The sequence below is a fragment of the Streptomyces sp. NBC_01669 genome, from assembly GCF_026339735.1.
Classification (GTDB): Bacteria; Actinomycetota; Actinomycetes; order Streptomycetales; family Streptomycetaceae; genus Streptomyces; species Streptomyces yanii.
Window position 1 is genome coordinate 4,323,996 of sequence record NZ_JAPEQG010000001.1, and the last position, 19,693, is coordinate 4,343,688.

19 protein-coding genes are annotated in these 19,693 nt (G+C 70.2%); 9 read left to right on the top strand and 10 right to left on the bottom strand.

Features of this window, described 5'->3' with window-relative positions; genetic code table 11:
* Positions 1–15: 15 nt before the first annotated feature.
* The gene (locus tag OG972_RS19250) at positions 16–546 is read right to left on the bottom strand and encodes a flavin reductase family protein (protein ID WP_266983156.1); all 531 of its coding nucleotides are present in this window, start codon (positions 544–546) and stop codon (positions 16–18) included.
* Between the two features lie 128 nt (positions 547–674).
* A complete protein-coding gene (locus OG972_RS19255; protein WP_266983158.1) occupies positions 675–1,583 on the bottom strand; it encodes a LysR family transcriptional regulator in 909 nt (302 codons plus the stop codon).
* 179 nt (positions 1,584–1,762) lie between these two features.
* On the opposite strand from OG972_RS19255, the gene OG972_RS19260 reads away from it, so the two are divergent.
* Positions 1,763–3,202 (top strand): cytosine permease, encoded by a 1,440-nt coding sequence (locus OG972_RS19260; protein ID WP_266983160.1) that lies wholly within the window; start codon positions 1,763–1,765, stop codon positions 3,200–3,202.
* Positions 3,203–3,244: 42 nt separating this feature from the next.
* Here OG972_RS19260 and OG972_RS19265 read toward each other — a convergent pair whose 3' ends face one another.
* Positions 3,245–4,552, bottom strand: coding sequence for an MFS transporter (locus OG972_RS19265; protein ID WP_266983162.1), 1,308 nt, complete (start codon positions 4,550–4,552; stop codon positions 3,245–3,247).
* Positions 4,553–4,759: 207 nt separating this feature from the next.
* On the opposite strand from OG972_RS19265, the gene OG972_RS19270 reads away from it, so the two are divergent.
* Positions 4,760–5,521 carry a phosphoglyceromutase gene (locus OG972_RS19270; RefSeq protein ID WP_266983164.1) on the top strand — a complete coding sequence of 254 codons (762 nt, stop codon included), beginning with the start codon at positions 4,760–4,762 and terminating at the stop codon, positions 5,519–5,521.
* A 126-nt stretch (positions 5,522–5,647) separates the two neighbouring features.
* Here the strand turns inward: OG972_RS19270 and OG972_RS19275 are convergent, their stop codons facing one another.
* Together OG972_RS19275 and OG972_RS19280 are read right to left on the bottom strand one after the other, a co-directional pair.
* A complete protein-coding gene (locus OG972_RS19275; protein ID WP_266983166.1) occupies positions 5,648–6,646 on the bottom strand; it encodes an IPT/TIG domain-containing protein in 999 nt (332 codons plus the stop codon).
* Between the two features lie 152 nt (positions 6,647–6,798).
* Positions 6,799–7,587, bottom strand: a complete 789-nt coding sequence (locus OG972_RS19280; protein WP_266983168.1) for an IPT/TIG domain-containing protein — start codon at positions 7,585–7,587, stop codon at positions 6,799–6,801.
* 747 nt (positions 7,588–8,334) lie between these two features.
* Here OG972_RS19280 and OG972_RS19285 point away from each other — a divergent pair.
* Genes OG972_RS19285 through OG972_RS19295 form a run of 3 tightly spaced genes read left to right on the top strand, consistent with a single transcriptional unit; the run spans position 8,335 to position 9,674 of the window.
* Complete coding sequence (locus OG972_RS19285) at positions 8,335–9,126, top strand: hypothetical protein (protein ID WP_266983170.1); 792 nt, start codon at positions 8,335–8,337, stop codon at positions 9,124–9,126.
* A 60-nt stretch (positions 9,127–9,186) separates the two neighbouring features.
* Complete coding sequence (locus OG972_RS19290) at positions 9,187–9,435, top strand: hypothetical protein (protein ID WP_266983172.1); 249 nt, start codon at positions 9,187–9,189, stop codon at positions 9,433–9,435.
* Entirely contained in the window at positions 9,432–9,674 is a 243-nt protein-coding gene (locus OG972_RS19295) for a hypothetical protein (protein ID WP_266983174.1), read from the top strand. Before OG972_RS19290 ends, OG972_RS19295 begins: the two co-directional genes overlap by 4 nt.
* Positions 9,675–9,684: 10 nt before the next feature.
* Here the strand turns inward: OG972_RS19295 and OG972_RS19300 are convergent, their stop codons facing one another.
* Positions 9,685–10,473 carry a hypothetical protein gene (locus OG972_RS19300; protein ID WP_266983176.1) on the bottom strand — a complete coding sequence of 263 codons (789 nt, stop codon included), beginning with the start codon at positions 10,471–10,473 and terminating at the stop codon, positions 9,685–9,687.
* Positions 10,474–10,575: 102 nt separating this feature from the next.
* On the opposite strand from OG972_RS19300, the gene OG972_RS19305 reads away from it, so the two are divergent.
* Entirely contained in the window at positions 10,576–11,568 is a 993-nt protein-coding gene (locus OG972_RS19305) for a phosphotransferase family protein (RefSeq protein ID WP_266983178.1), read from the top strand.
* Between the two features lie 35 nt (positions 11,569–11,603).
* On the opposite strand, the gene OG972_RS19310 is transcribed toward OG972_RS19305, so the two are convergent.
* From OG972_RS19310 to mshA, 3 genes are all read right to left on the bottom strand, one after another.
* On the bottom strand, positions 11,604–13,304 hold the full coding sequence (locus OG972_RS19310) for a glycosyl hydrolase family 28-related protein (protein WP_266983180.1): 1,701 nt from the start codon (positions 13,302–13,304) through the stop codon (positions 11,604–11,606).
* A 120-nt stretch (positions 13,305–13,424) separates the two neighbouring features.
* Positions 13,425–13,934 (bottom strand): YbjN domain-containing protein, encoded by a 510-nt coding sequence (locus OG972_RS19315; protein ID WP_266983182.1) that lies wholly within the window; start codon positions 13,932–13,934, stop codon positions 13,425–13,427.
* Between the two features lie 79 nt (positions 13,935–14,013).
* A complete protein-coding gene (gene mshA, locus OG972_RS19320) occupies positions 14,014–15,366 on the bottom strand; it encodes a D-inositol-3-phosphate glycosyltransferase (protein ID WP_266983184.1) in 1,353 nt (450 codons plus the stop codon).
* Positions 15,367–15,559: 193 nt separating this feature from the next.
* Here mshA and OG972_RS19325 point away from each other — a divergent pair, with 193 nt between their 5' ends.
* The 3 genes from OG972_RS19325 (at position 15,560) to OG972_RS19335 (ending at position 19,303) form a co-directional block, all read left to right on the top strand.
* A complete protein-coding gene (locus OG972_RS19325) occupies positions 15,560–16,345 on the top strand; it encodes a class I SAM-dependent methyltransferase (RefSeq protein ID WP_266983186.1) in 786 nt (261 codons plus the stop codon).
* 218 nt (positions 16,346–16,563) lie between these two features.
* Complete coding sequence (locus tag OG972_RS19330) at positions 16,564–17,625, top strand: C40 family peptidase (protein WP_266983188.1); 1,062 nt, start codon at positions 16,564–16,566, stop codon at positions 17,623–17,625.
* Positions 17,626–17,962: 337 nt separating this feature from the next.
* The gene (locus OG972_RS19335) at positions 17,963–19,303 is read left to right on the top strand and encodes a PP2C family protein-serine/threonine phosphatase (RefSeq protein WP_266983189.1); all 1,341 of its coding nucleotides are present in this window, start codon (positions 17,963–17,965) and stop codon (positions 19,301–19,303) included.
* Here the strand turns inward: OG972_RS19335 and OG972_RS19340 are convergent.
* Entirely contained in the window at positions 19,285–19,620 is a 336-nt protein-coding gene (locus OG972_RS19340) for a DUF2516 family protein (RefSeq protein ID WP_266983191.1), read from the bottom strand. The two genes, OG972_RS19335 and OG972_RS19340, sit on opposite strands and share 19 nt — an antisense overlap.
* Positions 19,621–19,693 lie beyond the last annotated feature (73 nt).

Below are 19,693 nucleotides of genomic sequence, written 5' to 3' on the forward strand. Positions count from 1 at the left end.
CTTCGGTGCGGGTGGTCACAGGGGGCGGTGCGCGCCGTACGTACGGGCGTGGTGGACGAGCGGGCGGGCCGTCGTGGAGACGGCGCTGGCGAGGACGGCGCCGAACAGGACCCGGTGCGTGCCGGAGACGACGGCATCGGTGAGCCGGCAGTCGAAGGCGGCGGCGGCGTCGCGCAGCAGGAGCGACCCCGTGGTGTGCGTGTCCCAGTCGGCGCAGCCGAAGTCGTACGGAGCGGTGGCGGTTCCGGGACCGGGCCGACCGGCGAAGACGTCCGAGACATGCGCCTGGCCGAGACCGAGGACGCTGACGGCGAAGTGGCCGTTACGAACGGCGGCCGCGGCGAGCGGGCTGCGCTCGTTCACGCAGACGAGCAGCGACGGCGGGTCGGCGGTGACGGAACACATGGCGCTCACGGTCTGGGCGAACCGGCCGGCCGGACCGTCGGTCGTGACGACGGTGACACCGGTCGCGGCGTTGCCCATCGCGGCGATGAAGTCGGCGCGGTCGGTGGCCGGTTGGACCGGGTGGTGCGGAGCGATCGTCATGGGCTGCGGCCTCCCCTGGAGTGGTGCGGTCCTGGTGGTTGACCACTATGGGAGGGCAGCCCGTCATCCGTACAGCAGATCTTTTAGCGCTATTGCATAGATTTTCCAGATGCAGGGATTCTCGGAGGTCAGCCCCGCAGCGCCTCCCGGCACACGGCGGCGAACGCCTGCGCCCGGCCGGTCAGCCGGACGCCCCGGAGCCCCGCGAGGACCACCGGCAGCGCGGGCAGATGGTCGGCCAGCGGCAGGTCGACGACGCGGGCGCCGTCGTACGTGCGGTCGTGCGCCGGCCGCTGGTTGAGCAGCGCCCAGCCCTGTCCGGCCGCGACCAGCGCACGTACCGTCTCGTAGCTCCGGGTCCGGTGGCGCACCCGCGGCTCCCCGCCCGCCTTGGCGACGACCGACTGGAAGTAGTCCCGGCTGACCGGCAGGTCGAGCAGGATCATCGGCTCCTCGGCGAGGTCCGCAAGGCGCGCCGAACCGCTCCCGGCCAGCCGGTGCCCCTCCGGGACCAGGGCGTAGGGCGGGGCCATCGCCAGCACCTCGCGCTCGATGTCGTCGTCCAGCTCCAGGTCGTACAGGAGCGCCAGCTCGCACTCGCCGGTCCGCAGGCTCTCCTGGAGCGCGGGGGTGTCGCCCTCGTGCACCTCGATCCGCACCGCAGGATGGTTCTCGCCGAACTCTCGCAGCAGACGCGGCAGATAGAACGGGGCCAGGGTCTGGAAACAGCCCACGGCCAGCTCGCCGACCAGGTCCGAGCCGAGGCTGCGGGCGGACTCGGCAAGCTCGTCGGCATGGGTCAGAAAGCCACGCAGCTCATGCAGGAACCGCTCCCCCGCCCCGGTCAGCGACAGCCCCTTGGCGTGCCGACGGATCAGCAGCTGGACCCCGAGCTCGCGCTCCAGATGGGTGACGGCCGTGGAGACCGCCGACTGCGACACGTTGATGCGCTGCGCGGCGGCGGTCATCGAGCCGAGCTCGGCGGCGGCGAGGAAGTACCGGAGCTGTACGAGGGTGAAGTTCGCGTCCTTGGCCATGACCGGATTCTGGCCCCTGGCCGGACCGGTTGCATCAATAAATCCGATGCACGTGCTGCGAAATCACTATTTGACCGCTGACTGAAACCGTTCGAGACTCACCGACCACCCGCACCTGTACGCCATGGAGTCCGCCTCACCCCCGTTCCCGCCCCCGTCCCCGTCCCCAGGGAGTCCGCATGCCCGGTCCCGCAGAACCGACCACGCCCGCGGCGCCCGCCGCCGTCGAACAGCACACCATCGACCACGTCCCCGATCATGAACGGCACGGCCGGGTACGGGACCTGTTCACCATGTGGTTCGGCACGAACATCGCGCCGCTGCCGCTGGTCACCGGCGCGATGGGCATCCAGGTCTTCCACCAGTCGTTCTGGTCGAGCGTCCTCGCGATCATCGTCGGGCAGCTCGTCGGCGGCGTGTTCATGGCGCTGCACTCGGCGCAGGGCCCGCAGCTGGGCGTCCCGCAGATGATCCAGAGCCGCGCCCAGTTCGGTGCGATCGGCGCCCTGCTCATCGTGGTCGTCGCGGCCGCGATGTACATCGGCTTCTTCGCGTCGAACATCGTGCTCGCGGGCAAGTCCCTGCACGGCCTCGCGCCCGCCGTCCCGGTCGACGCGGGCATCCTGCTGGGTGCGCTCGGCTCTGCGGTGATCTGCTGGATCGGCTACCGGCTGATCCACACCCTGAACAAGGTGGCGACCTGGGTCCTGGGCATCGGCGTCGTCGCCGGCCTGGCGGTCGTGGTCGCGCGCGGCCTGCCGGACGACTTCTTCACCCGGGGCGGCTTCACGTTCGCGGGCTGGCTGGCCACCGTCTCGCTCAGCGCCCTGTGGCAGCTGGCGTTCGCCCCGTACGTCTCCGACTACTCCCGCTACCTGCCGCGCACCGTCCGCACCGCGTCCACCTTCTGGGCCACGTACTGGGGTTCCTGTCTGGGCTCGACCCTGGCGTTCCTCGCGGGCACGGTGATCGGACTCGCGGCACCCGGCACGGACGACACGGTGGCCGGCTTCGACTCGGCGGCGGGCTCGTTCGGCCCGGTGATCCTGGTGCTGTTCCTGTTCAGCGTGGTCAACCACAACGCACTGAACCTGTACGGGGCGGTGCTCTCGCTCATCACCATCGGCCAGACCTTCCGTACGGACTGGCAGCCCCGCCAGGCCGCACGCGGTGCGGTGTCCGCCGTGGTCCTGGCGGCGTCACTGCTGATCGCGGTCGGCCTGGCCGGCGACTTCGTCTCGCAGTTCGTGAACCTCGTGCTGGTGCTGCTGGTGGTCCTCGTCCCGTGGACGGCGATCAACCTGATCGACTTCTACCTGGTCCATCGCGGCAGTTACGCACTCGGCGACCTCTTCCTCCCGGACGGCGGCCGCTACGGCCGCTTCAACCCGGTGGCCCTGGTCTCGTACGCGATCGGCATCGCCGTCCAGCTCCCGTTCGTCGCCACGTCCCTCTACACGGGACCGCTGGTCGCACCGCTCGGTGGCGCGGACCTGTCCTGGCTCGTCGGCCTGGCCGTGACGACACCGGTGTACTACCTCTGGGCCCGGAACCGGGGCGAAACGGCACCGGCATCCGCACAGCGGAACGCACCGCGCGAACCGGCGACAAGCGCGTAGCGAGCAGGTGGGGGCGGGCCGCGCACCCGCCCCCACCCCCGGTCAGACCGCGCGCTCCACCGCACCCTGCGGCGCACCCGAGGCCGCGTCCGGCTCGGCCTCCGCGGCCGTCACCGCCACCACCTCGGTCACCTTCTCCTCCGCCGGAAGCCCGCGCATGAGCACCCAGTACCCGAGCGCCGCGACCGTCCCCAGCACCCCGCACATCCCCCACAGCCACGTCGCCCCGTAGTGGTCGATCACCAGACCGGACATCAGCGGAGCGACCAGCGCGGCAGCCGACCACGACAGCGTGTACATGCCCTGGTAGCGGCCCCGGCCGTGGGCCGGGGAGAGGCGGACGACCAGGCTGCTCTGGACCGGTGCGTTGATGATCTCGCCGACCGTCCAGACACAGATCGTCAGCGCATACACGGCGACCGACCCGGCGAACGCGGTCAGCCCGAATCCGTACCCCGCCAGCAGCGACGACACGACCAGCAGCCGACGTGGGTCGCGGTGCTGGATGAAGCGGGTGGCGGGGATCTGGAGCGCCACGATCAGCACACCGTTGACGGCGATCGCGGTACCGAAGTCGGAGCTGGAGAGCCCGTCCGTACCCATCGCCACCGGCAGCCCCACGTACCCCTGCTGGAAGATCAGCGCGACCACGAAGGACAGTCCGACGACGCTCATGAAGCGGCCGTCGCGCAGCACGGTGGAGAGCCGGACCTCGGACGCGGCCGCCTCGCTCTTCACGATTCCCGGTGTCCGCTCCGGCCGGGACTCCGGCACCTTCAGGAAGACGACGACCGCGCAGAACAGCGTCATCGCGGCCTCGGCCATGAACCCGGCCCGATAGCTGTACTCGGCGATGAACCCCGCGCCCGCGGACGACACGGCGAAGCCCAGGTTGATCGCCCAGTAGTTCAACGAGAAGGCCCGCACCCGGTCCTCGGGCCGGACGATGTCGGCCATCATCGCCTGCACGGCGGGCCGGGACGCGTTGCTCGTCATGCCGACGAGGAACGCGACCGCGGCGATCGCGACCGGATGGACCATGAACCCGAGCAGGGCGACCGACGCGGCGGTCGAACTCTGCGCGATCAGCATCGTGGGCCGCCGCCCGAGCCGGTCCGTCATCACCCCCGCGCCGAGCGAGGAGACGACCCCGCCGAGCCCGTGCAGCGCGACGACCAGCCCCGCGTACGAGGCGGAGTAGCCCCGGTCCAGGGTCAGGTAGAGGGCCATGAAGGTGGCGACGAACGCCCCGAGGCGGTTGACCAGGGTGCTGGTCCACAGCCACCAGAACTCCCTGGGGAGGCCGGACACGGTCTCGCGTGCGGCCCGTCTGAGACCGGCGACAGACATAACGGTTCCCCCCGGGGACGTACGGAACGGGTTCGAGCGGTAAGTGGCCCGACGACTATGAGCACATTACGAAGCTCTGCTTGCGGACCGCTACTCGTTTGACGGCTGCCGTCAATCGAAGCCGCCCCACCCGCCACTTCCCCCGACGCCTGTCCGCCCTGTGACCGGCCGCGCGAAGCCCGTACGGGTTCGATTACGCTCGGGCGCATGGCCGACGCACCGTACAAGCTGATCCTCCTCCGCCACGGCGAGAGCGAATGGAACGCAAAGAACCTGTTCACCGGCTGGGTGGACGTCAACCTCACCGAGAAGGGCGAGAAGGAGGCAGTCCGCGGCGGTGAGCTGCTCAAGGACGCCGGTCTGCTCCCCGATGTCCTGCACACCTCCCTCCAGAAGCGCGCCATCCGCACCGCGCAGCTCGCGCTGGAATCCGCGGACCGCCACTGGATCCCGGTCCACCGCTCCTGGCGCCTGAACGAGCGCCACTACGGCGCCCTCCAGGGCAAGGACAAGGCGCAGACCCTGGCCGAGTTCGGCGAGGAGCAGTTCATGCTCTGGCGCCGCTCGTACGACACCCCGCCGCCCGTCCTCGAGGACGGCGCCGAGTTCTCGCAGAGCGACGACCCGCGCTACGCGTCGATCCCGAGCGAGCTGCGTCCGCGCACCGAGTGCCTCAAGGACGTCGTCGAGCGCATGCTGCCGTACTGGTACGACGGCATCGTCCCGGACCTGCTGGCCGGCCGCACGGTCCTGGTCGCCGCCCACGGCAACAGCCTCCGCGGCCTGGTCAAGCACCTCGACGGCATCTCGGACGCCGACATCACGGGCCTGAACATCCCGACCGGCATCCCGCTCGCCTACGAACTGGACGCCGACTTCCGCCCGCTGAAGCCGGGCGGCACGTACCTCGACCCGGACGCGGCGAAGGCCGCCATCGAGGCCGTGAAGAACCAGGGCAAGAAGAAGTAGTACGTCCGCAACAAGCCCCCTACCTGCGGTTCCTCCGCGCGTAGGGGGCTTGTTGCCGCACTGGGGCCGTCGCCGGGGTGGGTTGAGGCAGAGAAGCCTGCACGGTCGGGCTCACCCGCCCGGAGTTCAGGCGAGGTACTGGTACGGGATGCCTGCGCTGTTGCCTGCCGGGGTGTGTACGACAACGGTCACTGCGCCCGGCGCCCCGCCCGGGGCGACGGCGATGACCTGGGTGTCGGAGACCGCGGCGAAGGACACCGGCACGCCGCCGAAGCGCACTTCGTCGGCGTAGGTCAGGCTGCTGCCGGTGAGGGTGACGGTGTTCCCGCCGAGGGCCGGCCCCTGTGAGGGTTTGAGGCTGCTGACGACCGGAGCCGCGAGATAGGTGTAGTAGGCGTTTCCCGGTCCCGGCATGCTGGTGCCGCCCGGCGTGGTGACGGTGACGGTCACCGAGCCCGATCCAGCCGGGGCGTTTGCGGTGATCTGACTGTCGGAGACGACGCTGATACCGGTGGCCGTACCGGCTCCGAAGTGGACGGCGGTGGTGAGAGTCAGGTTGCTGCCGCTGATGGTGACCGTGTTTCCCCCGGAGGCCAGGCCCTGGGTGGGGCCGAGCAGGGTGATGGTCGGCGTCGGGATGTAGTAGTAGGGAAGTGGATTGCTGGCACCGCCCGGCGTGGTGACCGTGACGTCGGCGGGGGCCGCAGGCGCCGCCGGCACGGTGGCGGTGACTTGGGTGGAGGTGTTGCCGGTGATGGTGGCCGGACGTGTATCGAACTGCACCGCGGTGGCTCCTGCGAGGCCGGTGCCGGCGATGGTGACCGTGTTCGCCCCCGTGGTCGGACCCCGGCCGGGTGTCAGAGAGCTGATCACCGGGACCGAGACGTAGGTGTAGGCAACTGCGTTACTGCCGCCTCCCGTTGCGGTGACAATGACGTTGACCGTGCCCGAGCCCGGAGGTGAAGTGGCGGTGATCTGGCTGCTGCTGACCACCGTGAAGGAGGCCGAGGCCGCCCCGAACTTCACCGCGGTGACACCGGAGAAGCCGCTGCCGTTGATCGTCACCGCCGTGCCTCCCGCAGTCGGTCCCTGGGTGGGACTGACACTGCTCACTACCGGGGCCATGATCCGTTCCTTCCCGCGCTGCTCAGGATGCCGCGTCCTGGCTGACGCACGTCGGCCAGGACGCAGCGGTTTCGTGTCGACAGCTCGTCAGGACGTGTCCGAGCGCCGGCGATGTGCTGATGACTCGTTCGGCCCCGGGCGGGGCAGCGGGGTCAGACGACGCTGAACACGTCGCCGGCGACGACCGTCGTCTGGCCGCCTGGAGTGGTGGCCTGGATGTCGTACGTGCCCGCGGCGAGTCCCGCGGGCACGCTGGTGACCAGGTTGGTGGCGGAGAAGCTGGAGAAGGTGGCCTCGACCGAGACGCCTCCGCCGGTGGGCGTGAAGCTCACGCTGCTGACATCCACCAGGTTGGTGCCGGTGACGGTGACGCTGTCGCCGACCGACCCCGATGTGGGAGCCAGGCCCGTGACGGTCGGGACGTCGTAGTAGGTGTACTGGGTGGGGGCGCCGAGCGGGAGGCTGGTGCCTCCGGCGCTGGTGACGGTGCAGTTCACCGTGTCGGTGCTGGCACCGCCGAAGGCGCCGTGCGCGGGGCAGGTGACGGTCAGTTGGGTGTCCGACACGACGGTCAGACCGGTTCCGGTGCCGACGGCGCCGAAAGTCACCCCGGTCGCGGTGAGCAGGTTGCTGCCGAAGACGGTCAGGGATGTGGCGGTCGCCGGACCCATGTTGGCACTCAGAGCGCTGGGCTCCGGGGGGTCGATGTAGAAGAACGACAGCGAGTTGCTGGTCGTGAGCCCCGCAGTGACGCTGACGTTGACCTGGCCACCGCACAGCACCGGGACGACGACGGTGACGGTGGTGGAGCCGACTGTGGCGGGGCTGACCGACTTCGTGCCGAAGTTCACCTTGGTCGTGCCCGACAGGCTCGTGCCGGTGAGGGTGAGAGTGAGCCCGTTGTGGCTCTGGGTGGGGGTCAGCGAGGTGAGGGTTGGCATGGCGGGTCTCCTTGCGCTCGTGGTGCTCCCGTGGCAGGCATGGGACGGCTGACCGTAAGTGGTACGACTCCACAACTTCGCGGAATATCCCGGGCTTTCCGGTGGGATATGAAACCCAGTGATGGAATCGGTGGTTCGGCCGCAGTGCGGAGAGCGCGAACGGCGGGACCCATTACGGTGGGCGAGGCTGAGGTGTGTCACAAAGATGTCGGACGTTGCACGACGGAAAGGTCCCGCATCTCACTGCGACGGTCGCCCGGTCCTCACACAAAAGGGCAGGCCATCCGGTTCGAAGCGTGGACCTGGCCGGCTGATCCGGGTGGTCCGTCTCGCTTGATTTCCATTCAATCCGATGGGCACCAGGACCAAAAGAGCGTAATGAGGGCACTCGGAAGTTAATGCGATAGTAGCAACAGCCAAGAATTACTCTTTCTGCGCGCCGGAGCGCGCTGTTCTCATTGATGATGGCCGAAGGCCGATCGCCGCCACGTACGAATGACCAAGCGCTTTCCGCCACCTGACGCGCCCTCGAATATGCGCCTGTCCATCGTGGACGCTCCACATCGCCGAGGCTGCCGAAACCTGACACCTCCACCGTGCAGCCGGCCGGTCAGGCCCCCCGACAGTCCCGCTCCTGACCGAAAAGTGGGTGAAACGCCTTTGCACGGTCGGACACCAACAGCCCCCCGCTGACTGCGCGGAGAAATCCGGCGCCGCTTCCGATCCGCTCCGCTAGGGTCCAGCCTCATGTCCGCACAGACCGCTGATCACCATTCGATCATCGACGCCATAACCGCCAACGCCGCCCGCTCCACTCTGCCGTACCAACGAGCCCATCGCGGGACGGACTTCGGGACGGCGTTCTGGTTCAACGACCTCGTCGACAAGCAGGGTGACACGGAGACCGTCCGGCAGTATCTGGTGACGGCGCGTGCGTTGACCCGGTACGACATCGCCGAGGTGCGGCTGCGGCCCGAGCTGTCGAAGTCGGCCACGAGCGCCAACGCCCTGGCGATGCTCGCGTTCGAGGACGGGTGGATCCCGCTCGGTGACTCCGGTGTCGCGGTGATGCCCGCCGCCCCGCTGCACGCGCTCGCCCGCCGCAAGCGGTGGGAATGGGCAACTGACGAGATCACCGACGGGCTGGCGGCGAAGGAGCAGGACGTCGCCGGTATCGGGGACGAGCCCGTTCCCGCCTATGTCCTGGGGCACGATGTCGGGCCGGACCGGACCGACCGGCCGCAGGCCGTCGTGGTGGGGACCGTCGTACGGGACGCTGTCGACGGGCCGGTGTGGTGGAACGGCACCGTTCCCGTGGGATGTGTCGGGGCCCCTGTCTTCGTCGGGATCCACCTCGACGGCCGGCAGTTCAGACTGGTCTGCCTCGGCGTGATCCTGCCGGAGGACGGCTCGCGGCATCCGGTCGCCACGTTCGACCGGATCCGGTCCGCCGTACGGGAACTGCCCGAGTCGCCCTCTCCTTCGGCTTCTGACGACCCGGCACCTCGTTCCAGGAGGTGGTGGCGGCGCGCCGGATGACGGCCCGTACCCACCGACGTACTGTGTGGCGCAGCACGTTGGGCGATCGGGAGAACGGTCATGGGCGAGCCACTGAAGACCTTTGTCGGCGGCACCGAAGTCGACGTGCCGAACAGCATTCCGGACATCCGGGCCACGCTGCCCGAGGAGAGACGCGAGGAATTCGACCGCGCCATCAACGGGGCCGGAGTGCAAGAGATCCAGGCCGTGATGCGGCACTGGATGCTGGAGGCCGTGCCCGATCCCGAGGCCGAGCGGATCCTGGACCGGCTGGCGCAGGACGAGGCCGAGAGGCGGAGCGTCGCTTGAGCTTCCGTATCTCCTACGCTCCGCCCGCCGACGACACCCTGGCCAAGATGCGGGAAGGCGACACCTTCCGCGACGAGATGGCGCGCACCCTGGGGAGCGACCCGTACGGGCACGGGTCGTCCGCCGTCAAGAGTGAGCACGACCGCCGTGAAGCGACGGTCGCCGGGGCCATCGTGCTCTATTACGTCTCCGGCTCCGTCCTCACCGTCACCGTGGTGAGGCTGGTCCCGCTCCCCTGACTTCCGCCGCTCAGGCGAGCTTCGCGAGCTGCGCGTCAACCACCGCGGTCGGCAGTTCGAAGTCCTGACCCGTGCCGGAAGCGGCCAGGTTGAGAGCGCTGAACGACGCGACCGTGGCGCCCTGGCGTGCGACGACCAGCTTGAGCGGGGCCTTCTCGCCGTCCTGTTCCACCGTCAGCGTCCAGGCGGCGGCCTCCTCGCCGCCCGAGATCTTCTCCTCCTTGATCGTGACGACCTTCTGCTTCGTCCCGGCCGCGGTGAGGGTGAAACCGCCGGAGCACGCGGTCGCCGCGGTACGCAGGCTCTCGACGGTGTCCTGGGCGCCCTTGCCGTCGTACGAGGCGAGGGACGTCAGCGTCGTCGTGATGTCGAAGGCGGCGGCGAAGGCCTCGCCCGCGTCCTCGCTGTCCAGCTTGTCCTTCTGGTCCTTCTTGGGCTCGCTGATCACCTTGCGCCGGTTGACCGCCGCGGGCTTGCCGAGCTCGGCGCCCATCAGTGCGTCGGCGAGAGGCTCACAGGCCTCCTTGTCCGCAGTGACGTCGGAGGCGGCGACGACATCGGCCTTGCCGGTCTCGGCGACCTTGTGCCCCTTGACGTCGCCCTGGACCAGCGCGGCCTTGTCCAACTCGGCGGCGGTCAGCGCCTTGGCAGCCGGCTGGGCGGCTGCGCTCTCCTTGCCCTTGCCGTCCGCTGCCTTGCTCCCGGAGTCGGAGTCTCCGCCACAGGCGGTGGCCAGCAGGGTCAGGGACATCGCGCAGGCGGCGGCAACGGCGGTACGGCGTATGGCAGTAGGTCTCATGGCCCAACCCTATGAGCGAGCTATGGTTTGACGATCAACCAATTAGGGCACACCACTTGATCGTGATTGCGTTGTGATCATCCCGTGAAGGAACTCTCTCCCATGCCGAGCCGAGCAGCCGTCCGGACCGTGCTCAATGCCGTCGGCGTCGGCGCGGACGACGTCGCCGCCTGCCTCCCGCTCGCCGGCGGCACGTACAACACCGTCACTCGTGTCACGCTCACCGACGGCCGGGACTGGGTGGTGAAGATACCGCCGCCGCCCACTGCCCCGGGGATGAGTTACGAGCGCGGCCTGCTGGTCAACGAGGTCACGTTCTACACGGCTGCGGAGATTCCCGCGGTCCCCTCAGTCGTGCACAGCGCACTGGACCCGGGCGCGGCGACCGGTCCGTACCTGATCATGTCGACCCGCCCCGGACAGCCCTGGCACGAGGCCGCCGCAACCATGAAGCATGGTGAAGGGTCAAGGCTCAGACGGGAGTTGGGGGAGCTGGTCCGGCGGCTGCACGCCGTCACGGGCGCCTCCGGCGGTTTCGGCTACCCCGGTGGGGCGATGGGTCCGTTGGCCCCGACCTGGCGCGCGGCGTTCACCGCGATGACCGATGCCGTCCTCGCCGACGCGGACACGTACCGCGCCCGGCTGCCGCGCCCGACGGACCGGATCCGGGCGCTGCTCGCCGCCGCGGCGCCCGTCCTCGACGACGTCACCCGGCCCGCTCTCGTCCACTTCGACCTGTGGCAGGGCAATCTGCTTGTCGACGGGGAGCCGGGCGCGCGGACCATCGGCGGTGTCATCGACGGGGAGCGGATGTTCTGGGGCGATCCGGTGGCCGACTTCGTGTCGCTCGCCCTGCTCGGGAATGTGGAGGAGGACGAGGACTTCCTCGCCGGGTACGGGAGCGGCCTGGTGTTCGACGCTTCCGTGCGGCTGCGGCTCGCCCTCTACCGCTGCTATCTCTACCTGATCATGCTGGTGGAAACCGTCCCGCGCCGCGTTCCGCAGGAGAACCGGGACTGGACGTGGTCGGAGGTCGGCCCGCAGCTCGTATCGGCTCTGGAGGACGTGGAGGCGGCGCTGCGGTCACGGGGGTGACGTGACCGGCAGAGGCTGCGATCCGCGTACGGGCGTCAGTGCGCCAGTGCCCGCTGTGCGTCGTGGAGGTTCTGCGGCCATACCGCTTCCGGTGTGCCGTACGCCTCCAGGCGCGTGTGCAGATCGCCGGTGAAGTCGGGGACGTCGATCTGGTCGAACTCCGTCACCTCGCTGACGCCGACGGTCGCGCTGTACGGGGCGAGCCCGTCGATCCGCATCAGGCCGGCCCGCCCGTTGGTGACCCGGATGTTCCAGTGCGTGAAGCGGGCGCCGAAGAGCGGTCCCGCGCTCGCGTCGCCACCGTGCCGCCCGTTGTTGTTGACGGTGATGTCGGTGCGGACGTTGGCGAACGGCATCCCGCGGTGCGAGTCGAAGGTCCCCATCTCCATCTCGCCGCGCGACCAGACGTTGTAGCTGGACAGCCCCTCGACATTGATTCCGTGCAGCTGCGTCCCCGCGGGTGCCGGGACGGTGCGCCGGGCGATGGTGAAGTCCTCGATCAGGTTGTCGTGCGAACCCTCACGGCAGTAGTACGGGTGGTGGGAGCCCCGCCCCTCGACCCGCGTACGGCGCAGGGTGCAGGCGGACGCGCCGATCAGCCCGAAGCCGTTGTCGACGTGGCGGACGGTGATGTCGTCCGCCCAGCAGTCGTACGCGCACTGGAACGCGACTCCGTTGTACCCCTTGTCGAGCAGGTGTTGCGACTGCGGGGTCTCGACCGCTTCGAGGGTGAGCCCCTCGACGCCCGAGCCGGTGAGGGGGGTGGCGAGCATGGTCAGGCGCGGGTCCCACTCGGGGCGGACGTCGAGCGGGAGCGGGCGCTCCAGGGTGACCCGGTCTCCGTGCACGGCGGTGATGCGGACGGGCCACTCGTAGGGGACGTACGAGGTCAGCTTGGTCTTGTCGTCCCAGTGGTACGCCTCCGGGCCGGGGCCGCCGCCCGCCATGTGCTCCAGGAGGGTGTGGTCGGCGTCGTCGGCGAGCCGGAGCAGGACGAGTTGGCCCCGCTTCAGCCGCTTCGTGGACTCGACGGTGATCGTCCGGTCGCCGCGACGGGCGGGGGCGACCGTCGTCAGGGTCTGCCACTCGTCGCGCTTGTTGCCGGTCCAGCCCTCGAAGGGCCAGGCCTTCGCCCTGATCGCGTCGGTGAGCGAGGCCCAACGTTCCTTCGGGCAGAGCCAGATGAGGCCGCCGGCCCAGGACCAGCTGGACTTGTCGCCGCCGTAGCGGCTGCCGTAGACGCCGATCAGGTCGGTGAGATTCTTGGTCGCGTACAGCTTCGTGCGCCCGCTGCCCGCACCGCGCACCACCACATTGCTGTGGCCGATCCGGATGATGTCGTCGATGCGGTACGTGCCTGCGGGGATGAGCACCGTGCCACCGCCACGCTCTCCGGCAGCGGCGATGGCACGGTTGATCGCGGGGGCGGCATCGGCGGAACCGTCGGGTACGGCGCCGTGGTCCAGGACATTGGCGACGACATGATGGCGGCGGGGAAGCTCGGAGCCGCCCCGGTAGCCGGCCCGGCCGATGAAGGGGATCTGGGCGTGGGCGAAGGGGGCGGCCGCGAACTCCCGCCAGAGGGGGGAGGCGTCGCCCGGGGTGTGACCGCTGCGCGCGTCCTGCGTCGCCGCCCGGGCGGTGCCCGCGCCGATCACGCCGGTCGCCGCGGCTGCGGCCACGGCGACCGCGCTGCCGAGGAGTCCTCGCCTGCTGATGTTCCCCACAGAAGCCATCGAACCGACCCGCCTTTCATGCATGTGAACGACGTTCATATCTGCGTCGGCGGTGAGCATGCCACGGCCCTCTGGTGCCGTGAAAGACTTGTGCAGTGGGGATTCTTCAGGCGAGGGAGGTCAGTTGGCGGGCCGCTGAGTCAGATGCGTGAACGCATCCAGGTTCCGCGTGGACTCGCCGCGCGACACCCGCCACGCGTACTCCTTGCGGATCGCGCTCGCGAAGCCCAGCTCCAGCAGCGTGTTGAAGGAGCCGTCGGCCGCCTCGAGGACCGTTCCGAGCAGCCGGTCCAGTTCCTCGGGCGTGACCACCGAGAGCGGCAGCCGGCCGGCGAGGTAGATGTCGCCGAGCCGGTCGATCGCGTAACTCACGCCGAAGAGGCGGAGGTTGCGCTCCAGCAGCCAGCGGTGGACCGCCGCGTCGTTCTCGTCCGGGTGGCGGATGACGAAGGCGTTGAGGGAGAGCGAGTGCTTGCCGACGATGAGCGAGCAGGTGGTGGACAGCTTGCGGGTGCCGGGAAGCTTCACCACGTAGGTACCGCGGTCGGGGCTCTCCCATTCGAGCCCGGCGTCCTTCAGCGTCGCCTCGATGACCTGCGCTGTTGCCGCTTCGGCGGATACGTCAGCCATGGGGTGAGCGTACGTGAGGTGGGGTACGGGCGTACGTCGCCCCGGCGCGGGTGCGCGCCGGCCGTGGTGGGCGGGTACGTCAGACGTGGTGCACGCGGACGCGACGGCGGTGTTCGTGCATCGCCGCCGTGTACACGTCCGCGGTCGCGGACGCGGCCGTGTCCCAGCCGAAGCCCTGCGCATGCGCGGCCGCCGCCCCGCCCATCCGGGCGACGAGTTCCGGCGACTCGGCGAACCGGGCCAGCGCCTGTGCGTACGCCTCCGGGTCGTGCCCGGGGATCAGGAAACCGCTCGCCCCGTCCCGTACCGCCACCGGCAGCCCGCCCACGGACGCCGCGACGACGGGGGTGCCCGCCGCCTGCGCCTCGATGGCGACCAGGCCGAAGGACTCGCTGTACGAGGGCATGACCAGCACGGATGCCGCCCGGAACCAGTCGGCGAGCTGGTCCTGGCCGACCGGCGGGTGGAACCGTACGACATCGGCGATCCCCAGCCGCGCCGCCAGCTTCTGCAGCCCCTCCGGCTTGGCGAGCCCGCTGCCGCTGGGGCCGCCGACCACCGGAACGACGATCCGGGAACGGAGCGAGGGGTCCCGGTCCAGCAGCGCGGCCACCGCGCGCAGCAGCACATCGGGGGCCTTCAGCGGCTGGATGCGACCCGCGAAGAGCGGGATGAGTGCGTCCTGCGGCAGTCCGAGGCGGGCCCGGGCGGCGGCGCGCCCGTCGGCGGGGCGGAAGCGGTCGAGGTTGACCCCGGGGTGAACGACGGCGACCGCCGCCGGATCGGCCTCGTAGAAGCGGACGAGCTCGTCCGCCTCCTCCGCGGTGTTCGCGATCAGCCGGTTCGCGGCACTGACGATCTGCGTCTCACCGATGACCCGGGCGGCCGGCTCGGGGGTGTCGCCCTCGGCGAGCGCGGCGTTCTTCACCTTCGCCATGGTGTGCATGGCGTGGACGAGGGGAACGCCCCAGCGCTGCGCGGCGAGCCAGCCGACATGGCCGGAGAGCCAGTAGTGGGAGTGGACCAGGTCGTAGTAGCCGGGCCGCTGGCCGGCCCAGGCCTGCATCACGCCGTGCGTGAAGGCGCAGAGCTGGGCGGGCAGGTCCTCCTTGGCCAGGCCTTCGTAGGGTCCCGCGTCGACATGCCGGACCAGGACGCCGGGCGACAGTTCGACCGCCGGGGGCAGTGCGCCGGTGGTGGCCCGGGTGAAGATCTCCACCTCGATGCCGATCGCGGCGAGCCGCTCGGCCAGCTCCACGATGTAGACGTTCATGCCGCCCGCGTCGCCCGTGCCCGGCTGGTGCAGCGGGGACGTGTGGACGGAGAGCATCGCGACGCGGCGGGGTTTGCGGTGGCTGCCGGGAAAGGTGCCGGGGAACCTGAGGCGCGGCGCCATACGGCCGCTGCCGAGCCGAGAGACGTACTGGCTCACGTCGTCCGGTCCTCCTCGCTCGGGGCATGACACCGAAGGGGCACGGAGCCCCTTCGAAAGGCTGGAACAGCGGAATGCGTCCTTTCATTTCCGCTTTACCAAATCATTACGCTCGGCCACGGCGCGTCACCGCGCCTGCCCGGACGCGACAGTCCTGCAGGTCGCCACCCCGGGGGTCGTTAGGCTCGCTGTCATGCGCCCCATCGGCACCGCGACCCGCGGGACCACCAACCCGAACCGGCTCCGCCGCATGGACCGCTGGATCGCCGCCACGCACGGCCCGGCCCTGCGCCGCTCCGACGCCCCCGTCGCCGTCGACCTCGGGTACGGGGCCGCGCCCTGGACCGCCGTGGAACTGCTGCACCGCCTGCGCACCGCCGAACCGCGCACGGCGGTCGTCGGCATCGAGATCGACCCGGAGCGGGTCGCGGCGGCGAAACCGTACGAGGAAGAGGGGCTCACCTTCGTCCACGGCGGCTTCGAGATCCCGCTGGCCGGCCGCCCCACCCTCATCCGGGCGGCGAACGTGCTGCGCCAGTACGACGAGGGCGAGGTCGCCGCGGTCTGGCAGAGGCTCTGCGCCCGGCTCGCACCCGACGGGCTGCTGGTGGAGGGCACCTGCGACGAGATCGGGCGCCGTCATGTGTGGGTGGCGCTCGGCCCGGAGGGCCCGCGCACGATCACGTTCGCGACCCGCCTCGGCTCCCTGGACCGCCCCTCCGACCTCGCGGAACGACTCCCCAAGGCGCTGATCCACCGCAATGTGCCGGGCGAACCGGTCCACGCGTTCCTGCGCGACTTCGACCGGGCGTGGGCCGCGGCGGCGCCGTACGCCTCGCTGGGCGCGCGGCAGCGCTGGATCACCGCGGTGCGTTCGCTCTCGGGCGACTGGCCGCTGACGGACGGGGTACGGCGGTGGCGGCAGGGCGAAGTCACGGTGAAGTGGGCGGCGCTGCGGCCCGAACCCGACAGGCCCTGAACAGGAGTGCTCCGAGGGGCACCCGGGAACGCGGACGGGGCGTCGTTCGTCCCAGACAAGGGGGAGCGATCCCTGCGCGACCGGCATGACCCGTGTGACCCGAGTGCCCGTCAGGACAGGGCCTGTATGCCTCTGTTGCTTTTCGGTAGGGCATGGCACGATCTCGACGTCGCGAAAAGTTACTGACGGTAAATCAGATCTGTTCGGAGGGGGAGCTCGTGAACCGACGCCACTGTGCCGCTGCCGCGATCACTCTGGTCTGCACGCTGACCGTACTGACCGCGCCGACCCAGGCATTCGCGGCGCCCGCACCACCTCCCCCCACCGCCTCCCCCGGGGCGCCGAAGAAGAGCCTCGAAGAGGTGCGCAAGGAGATAGACGCCCTCTACCTCAAGGCCGGGGCGGCCACCGATGCGTACAACCTCGCCGACGAGCAGACCAAGAAGCAGTCCGGCGAGATCGTCGAACTGGCGAAGGCGATCGTCGAGGGACAGGCGAAGATCGCCGACCTCAAGAGCAAGGCGGGCGCCCAGGCCCGCGAGCAGTACCGGACCGGCGGGCTGCCGCCGGGCGCGCAACTGATGCTCAGTGACGACCCGCAGATGTTCATGGACGGCATGAACCGGGTCTGGCAGGGCCAGCAGGCAGCCAAGGGGGTCCTCGGTGAACTGACCAGGACCCAGGCGGACTTGGAGATGTACACCAAGGACGCGAGCACCAACTGGAAGAAGCTCGAAGCCAACCGGATCAAGCAGGCCAAGGCCAAGAAGCAGATCAACGCGCAGATCGCCGCCGCGAAGAAGCTGGAATCACAGCTGGAGAAGGAGGAGCGGGCCCGCCTCCTCGAGCTGGAGCAGGAGGCGGAGTACCGGGCACAGACCGCCTGGCTCGGCTCCGGCGCCCTCAAGGAGATCAACCGCGAGGCGAGCGAGCGTGGCAAGAAGGCGGTGGCCTTCGCGACGTCGCAGATCGGCAAGCCGTACGTATGGGGGGCCGAAGGCCCGGGGTCGTACGACTGCTCCGGGCTGACGTCCCAGGCGTGGGCGGCGGCGGGACGGCCGATCCCGCGCACCTCACAGGAACAGTGGCGGCAGCTCACGCACATCGCGATCAAGGACATGCGCCCCGGCGACCTGATCATCTACCACGGTGACGCGAGCCATGTGGGGATGTACATCGGAGACGGCGCGATCGTGCACGCACCGCGCCCGGGCCGGAATGTCACGCTGGCGGGCGCGGGCTCGATGGAGATCCTCGGGGTGGTCCGCCCGGACAAGTGAGGGCCCTCCCACCGGCCACCCCCGTCCAGTGACCCGGACCACGCAACCACGCGCCCGCACCCAGTGACCCGGTCCACGCGCCCGCGCGCCCGCGCCGTGAGCCACGCCACCCCAGGCCCCGCAGCAGGGTGATGTTTGTCATGGCCCCCCACCGGGCCCCGGACAGGCGCATCGCGCCGGATCCGTGACGGGACGCGGCTTATGGCTCCGCATATGCCAGGGGTCGGTTGCCGTTCGCCATTCCGTTCGCCTGTCCGGTACCGCTATCGTCCCGGTCTGGCGGGTCGTCGATCGTCGTTCCGCCGCGCCCTCGGGGGGAGGGAAGGAAACCGAACCGATGCCCGTACCCGTACCGCAGCAGCGCGCCGTTCCCGCTGTGGAAACCACCCACGTCGCCGACCTCACCCTCCTGGTGATCGAGGACGACCCGGCGGGCACCTTCACCGTCCCCGAGCTCCCGGCCGCGGCCGGCACCCGGGTGCGCATCCGCACCGCCCGCAACCTGACCGAGGCGGCCCGGCTCCTCACGGACGACGTCGACTGCATCCTGCTGGACCTGGCTCTGCCGCCCAGCAGCGAGACACGCGCCGGCGAGGGCGTCGAGGGGCCTGCAGAGCTCGCCACCCTCAAGCACGTCCTGCGGATCGCGCCACGCCACGCCGTCCTCGCGCTCACCGCGGAGGACGACACCGAGCTGGCCGCCGAGGCGGTGCGTGTCGGCGCCCAGGACTATCTCTTCCGCGGCGAGCTCGACGGACGGCTGCTCACCCGCGCCATCCGCTACGCCGTCGAACGCAAACGCGCCGACGTGGCGCAGCACCAGCTCACCGAGTCGAAACTGCGCGCCCAGGAGAACGCCCGACTGGAACGCGGACTGCTGCCCACCCCCCTCCTCCAGGGCTCCGACCTCCGCTTCGCCGCCCGCTACCGCCCAGGACGCAGCCGCGCGCTGCTCGGCGGGGACTTCTACGACACGGTGCGTACGCCCGACGGCACCGTTCACGCGATGATCGGCGACGTCTGCGGCCACGGCCCGGACGAGGCGGCGCTCGGCGTCGAACTGCGCATAGCGTGGCGGGCATTGACGCTCGCCGGCCTCTGCGGGGACGAGCTGCTCTCCACACTCCAGCAGGTCCTGGAGCACGAGCGGGAGAGCGAGGAGATCTTCGCGACGCTCTGCACCGTCGACATCACTCCCGACGGGCGCCACGCCGGTCTCTGCCTGGCGGGGCACCCCGCGCCGCTGATCGCCCGCCACGGACGGGCGGCACAGCTGCTCCCGTACGAGAACGGCGGCCCGGCCCTGGGGCTGCTGCCGCGTGCCCGCTGGCCGCGCAGGCAGGTCGAACTGGGTGGCTCCTGGAGCCTGATGATGTACACGGACGGGCTGATCGAAGGCCGCGTCGGGGCGAACGAGACGCAGCGGCTCGGCCAGGACGGCATGGTCGCGATGATCAACCGTCAACTGGCGGAGGGGCTCACCGGAGAGGCGCTGCTGGAAGCCGCCGTGGCCGAGGTCCGGGAGCTGAACGGCGGCGAACTGACCGACGACGTGGCGGTCCTGCTGCTCGACCGCGACCGGAGCGGCAACCGGGGCCGGAGCCGGAGCACGTCGTTCCCCCGCCCCCGCCCCGCATCGGCGCCGTCACCCGCGAGCGCTCAGCGCCCGCCGTTGTAGGGCCCGTACGGCCCGTCGCTGCTGGAGCCGCCGCGCCGGCCACCGCCACCGGAGACCGCCTTGAGCGCGGGCCGAACGTCGACCATGAAGACGATCGACGCGACCGCGCCCGCGAGCTGCAGGAACAGCATCGGCACGAAGAGGTTCACGGCAACGGTGATGCCGAGAATGATCAGCCAGAAGGACTTCTTCTGCTTGTCCGCGGCGCGGTACGCGTCCTCGCGGGCCGTCGCGGCCAGGAACAGTGCGACCACGGCCAGGACGAGCATGATCATGTAGAGCAGCCAGACGAGCGTGCTGAATCCTGTGAGCAACATGGTGTGCACCGCCTAATAAGTGGATGAGCGCCTCGCGGCCAAGGTACCGGGACAACGAGCCGGCCACCCCGAA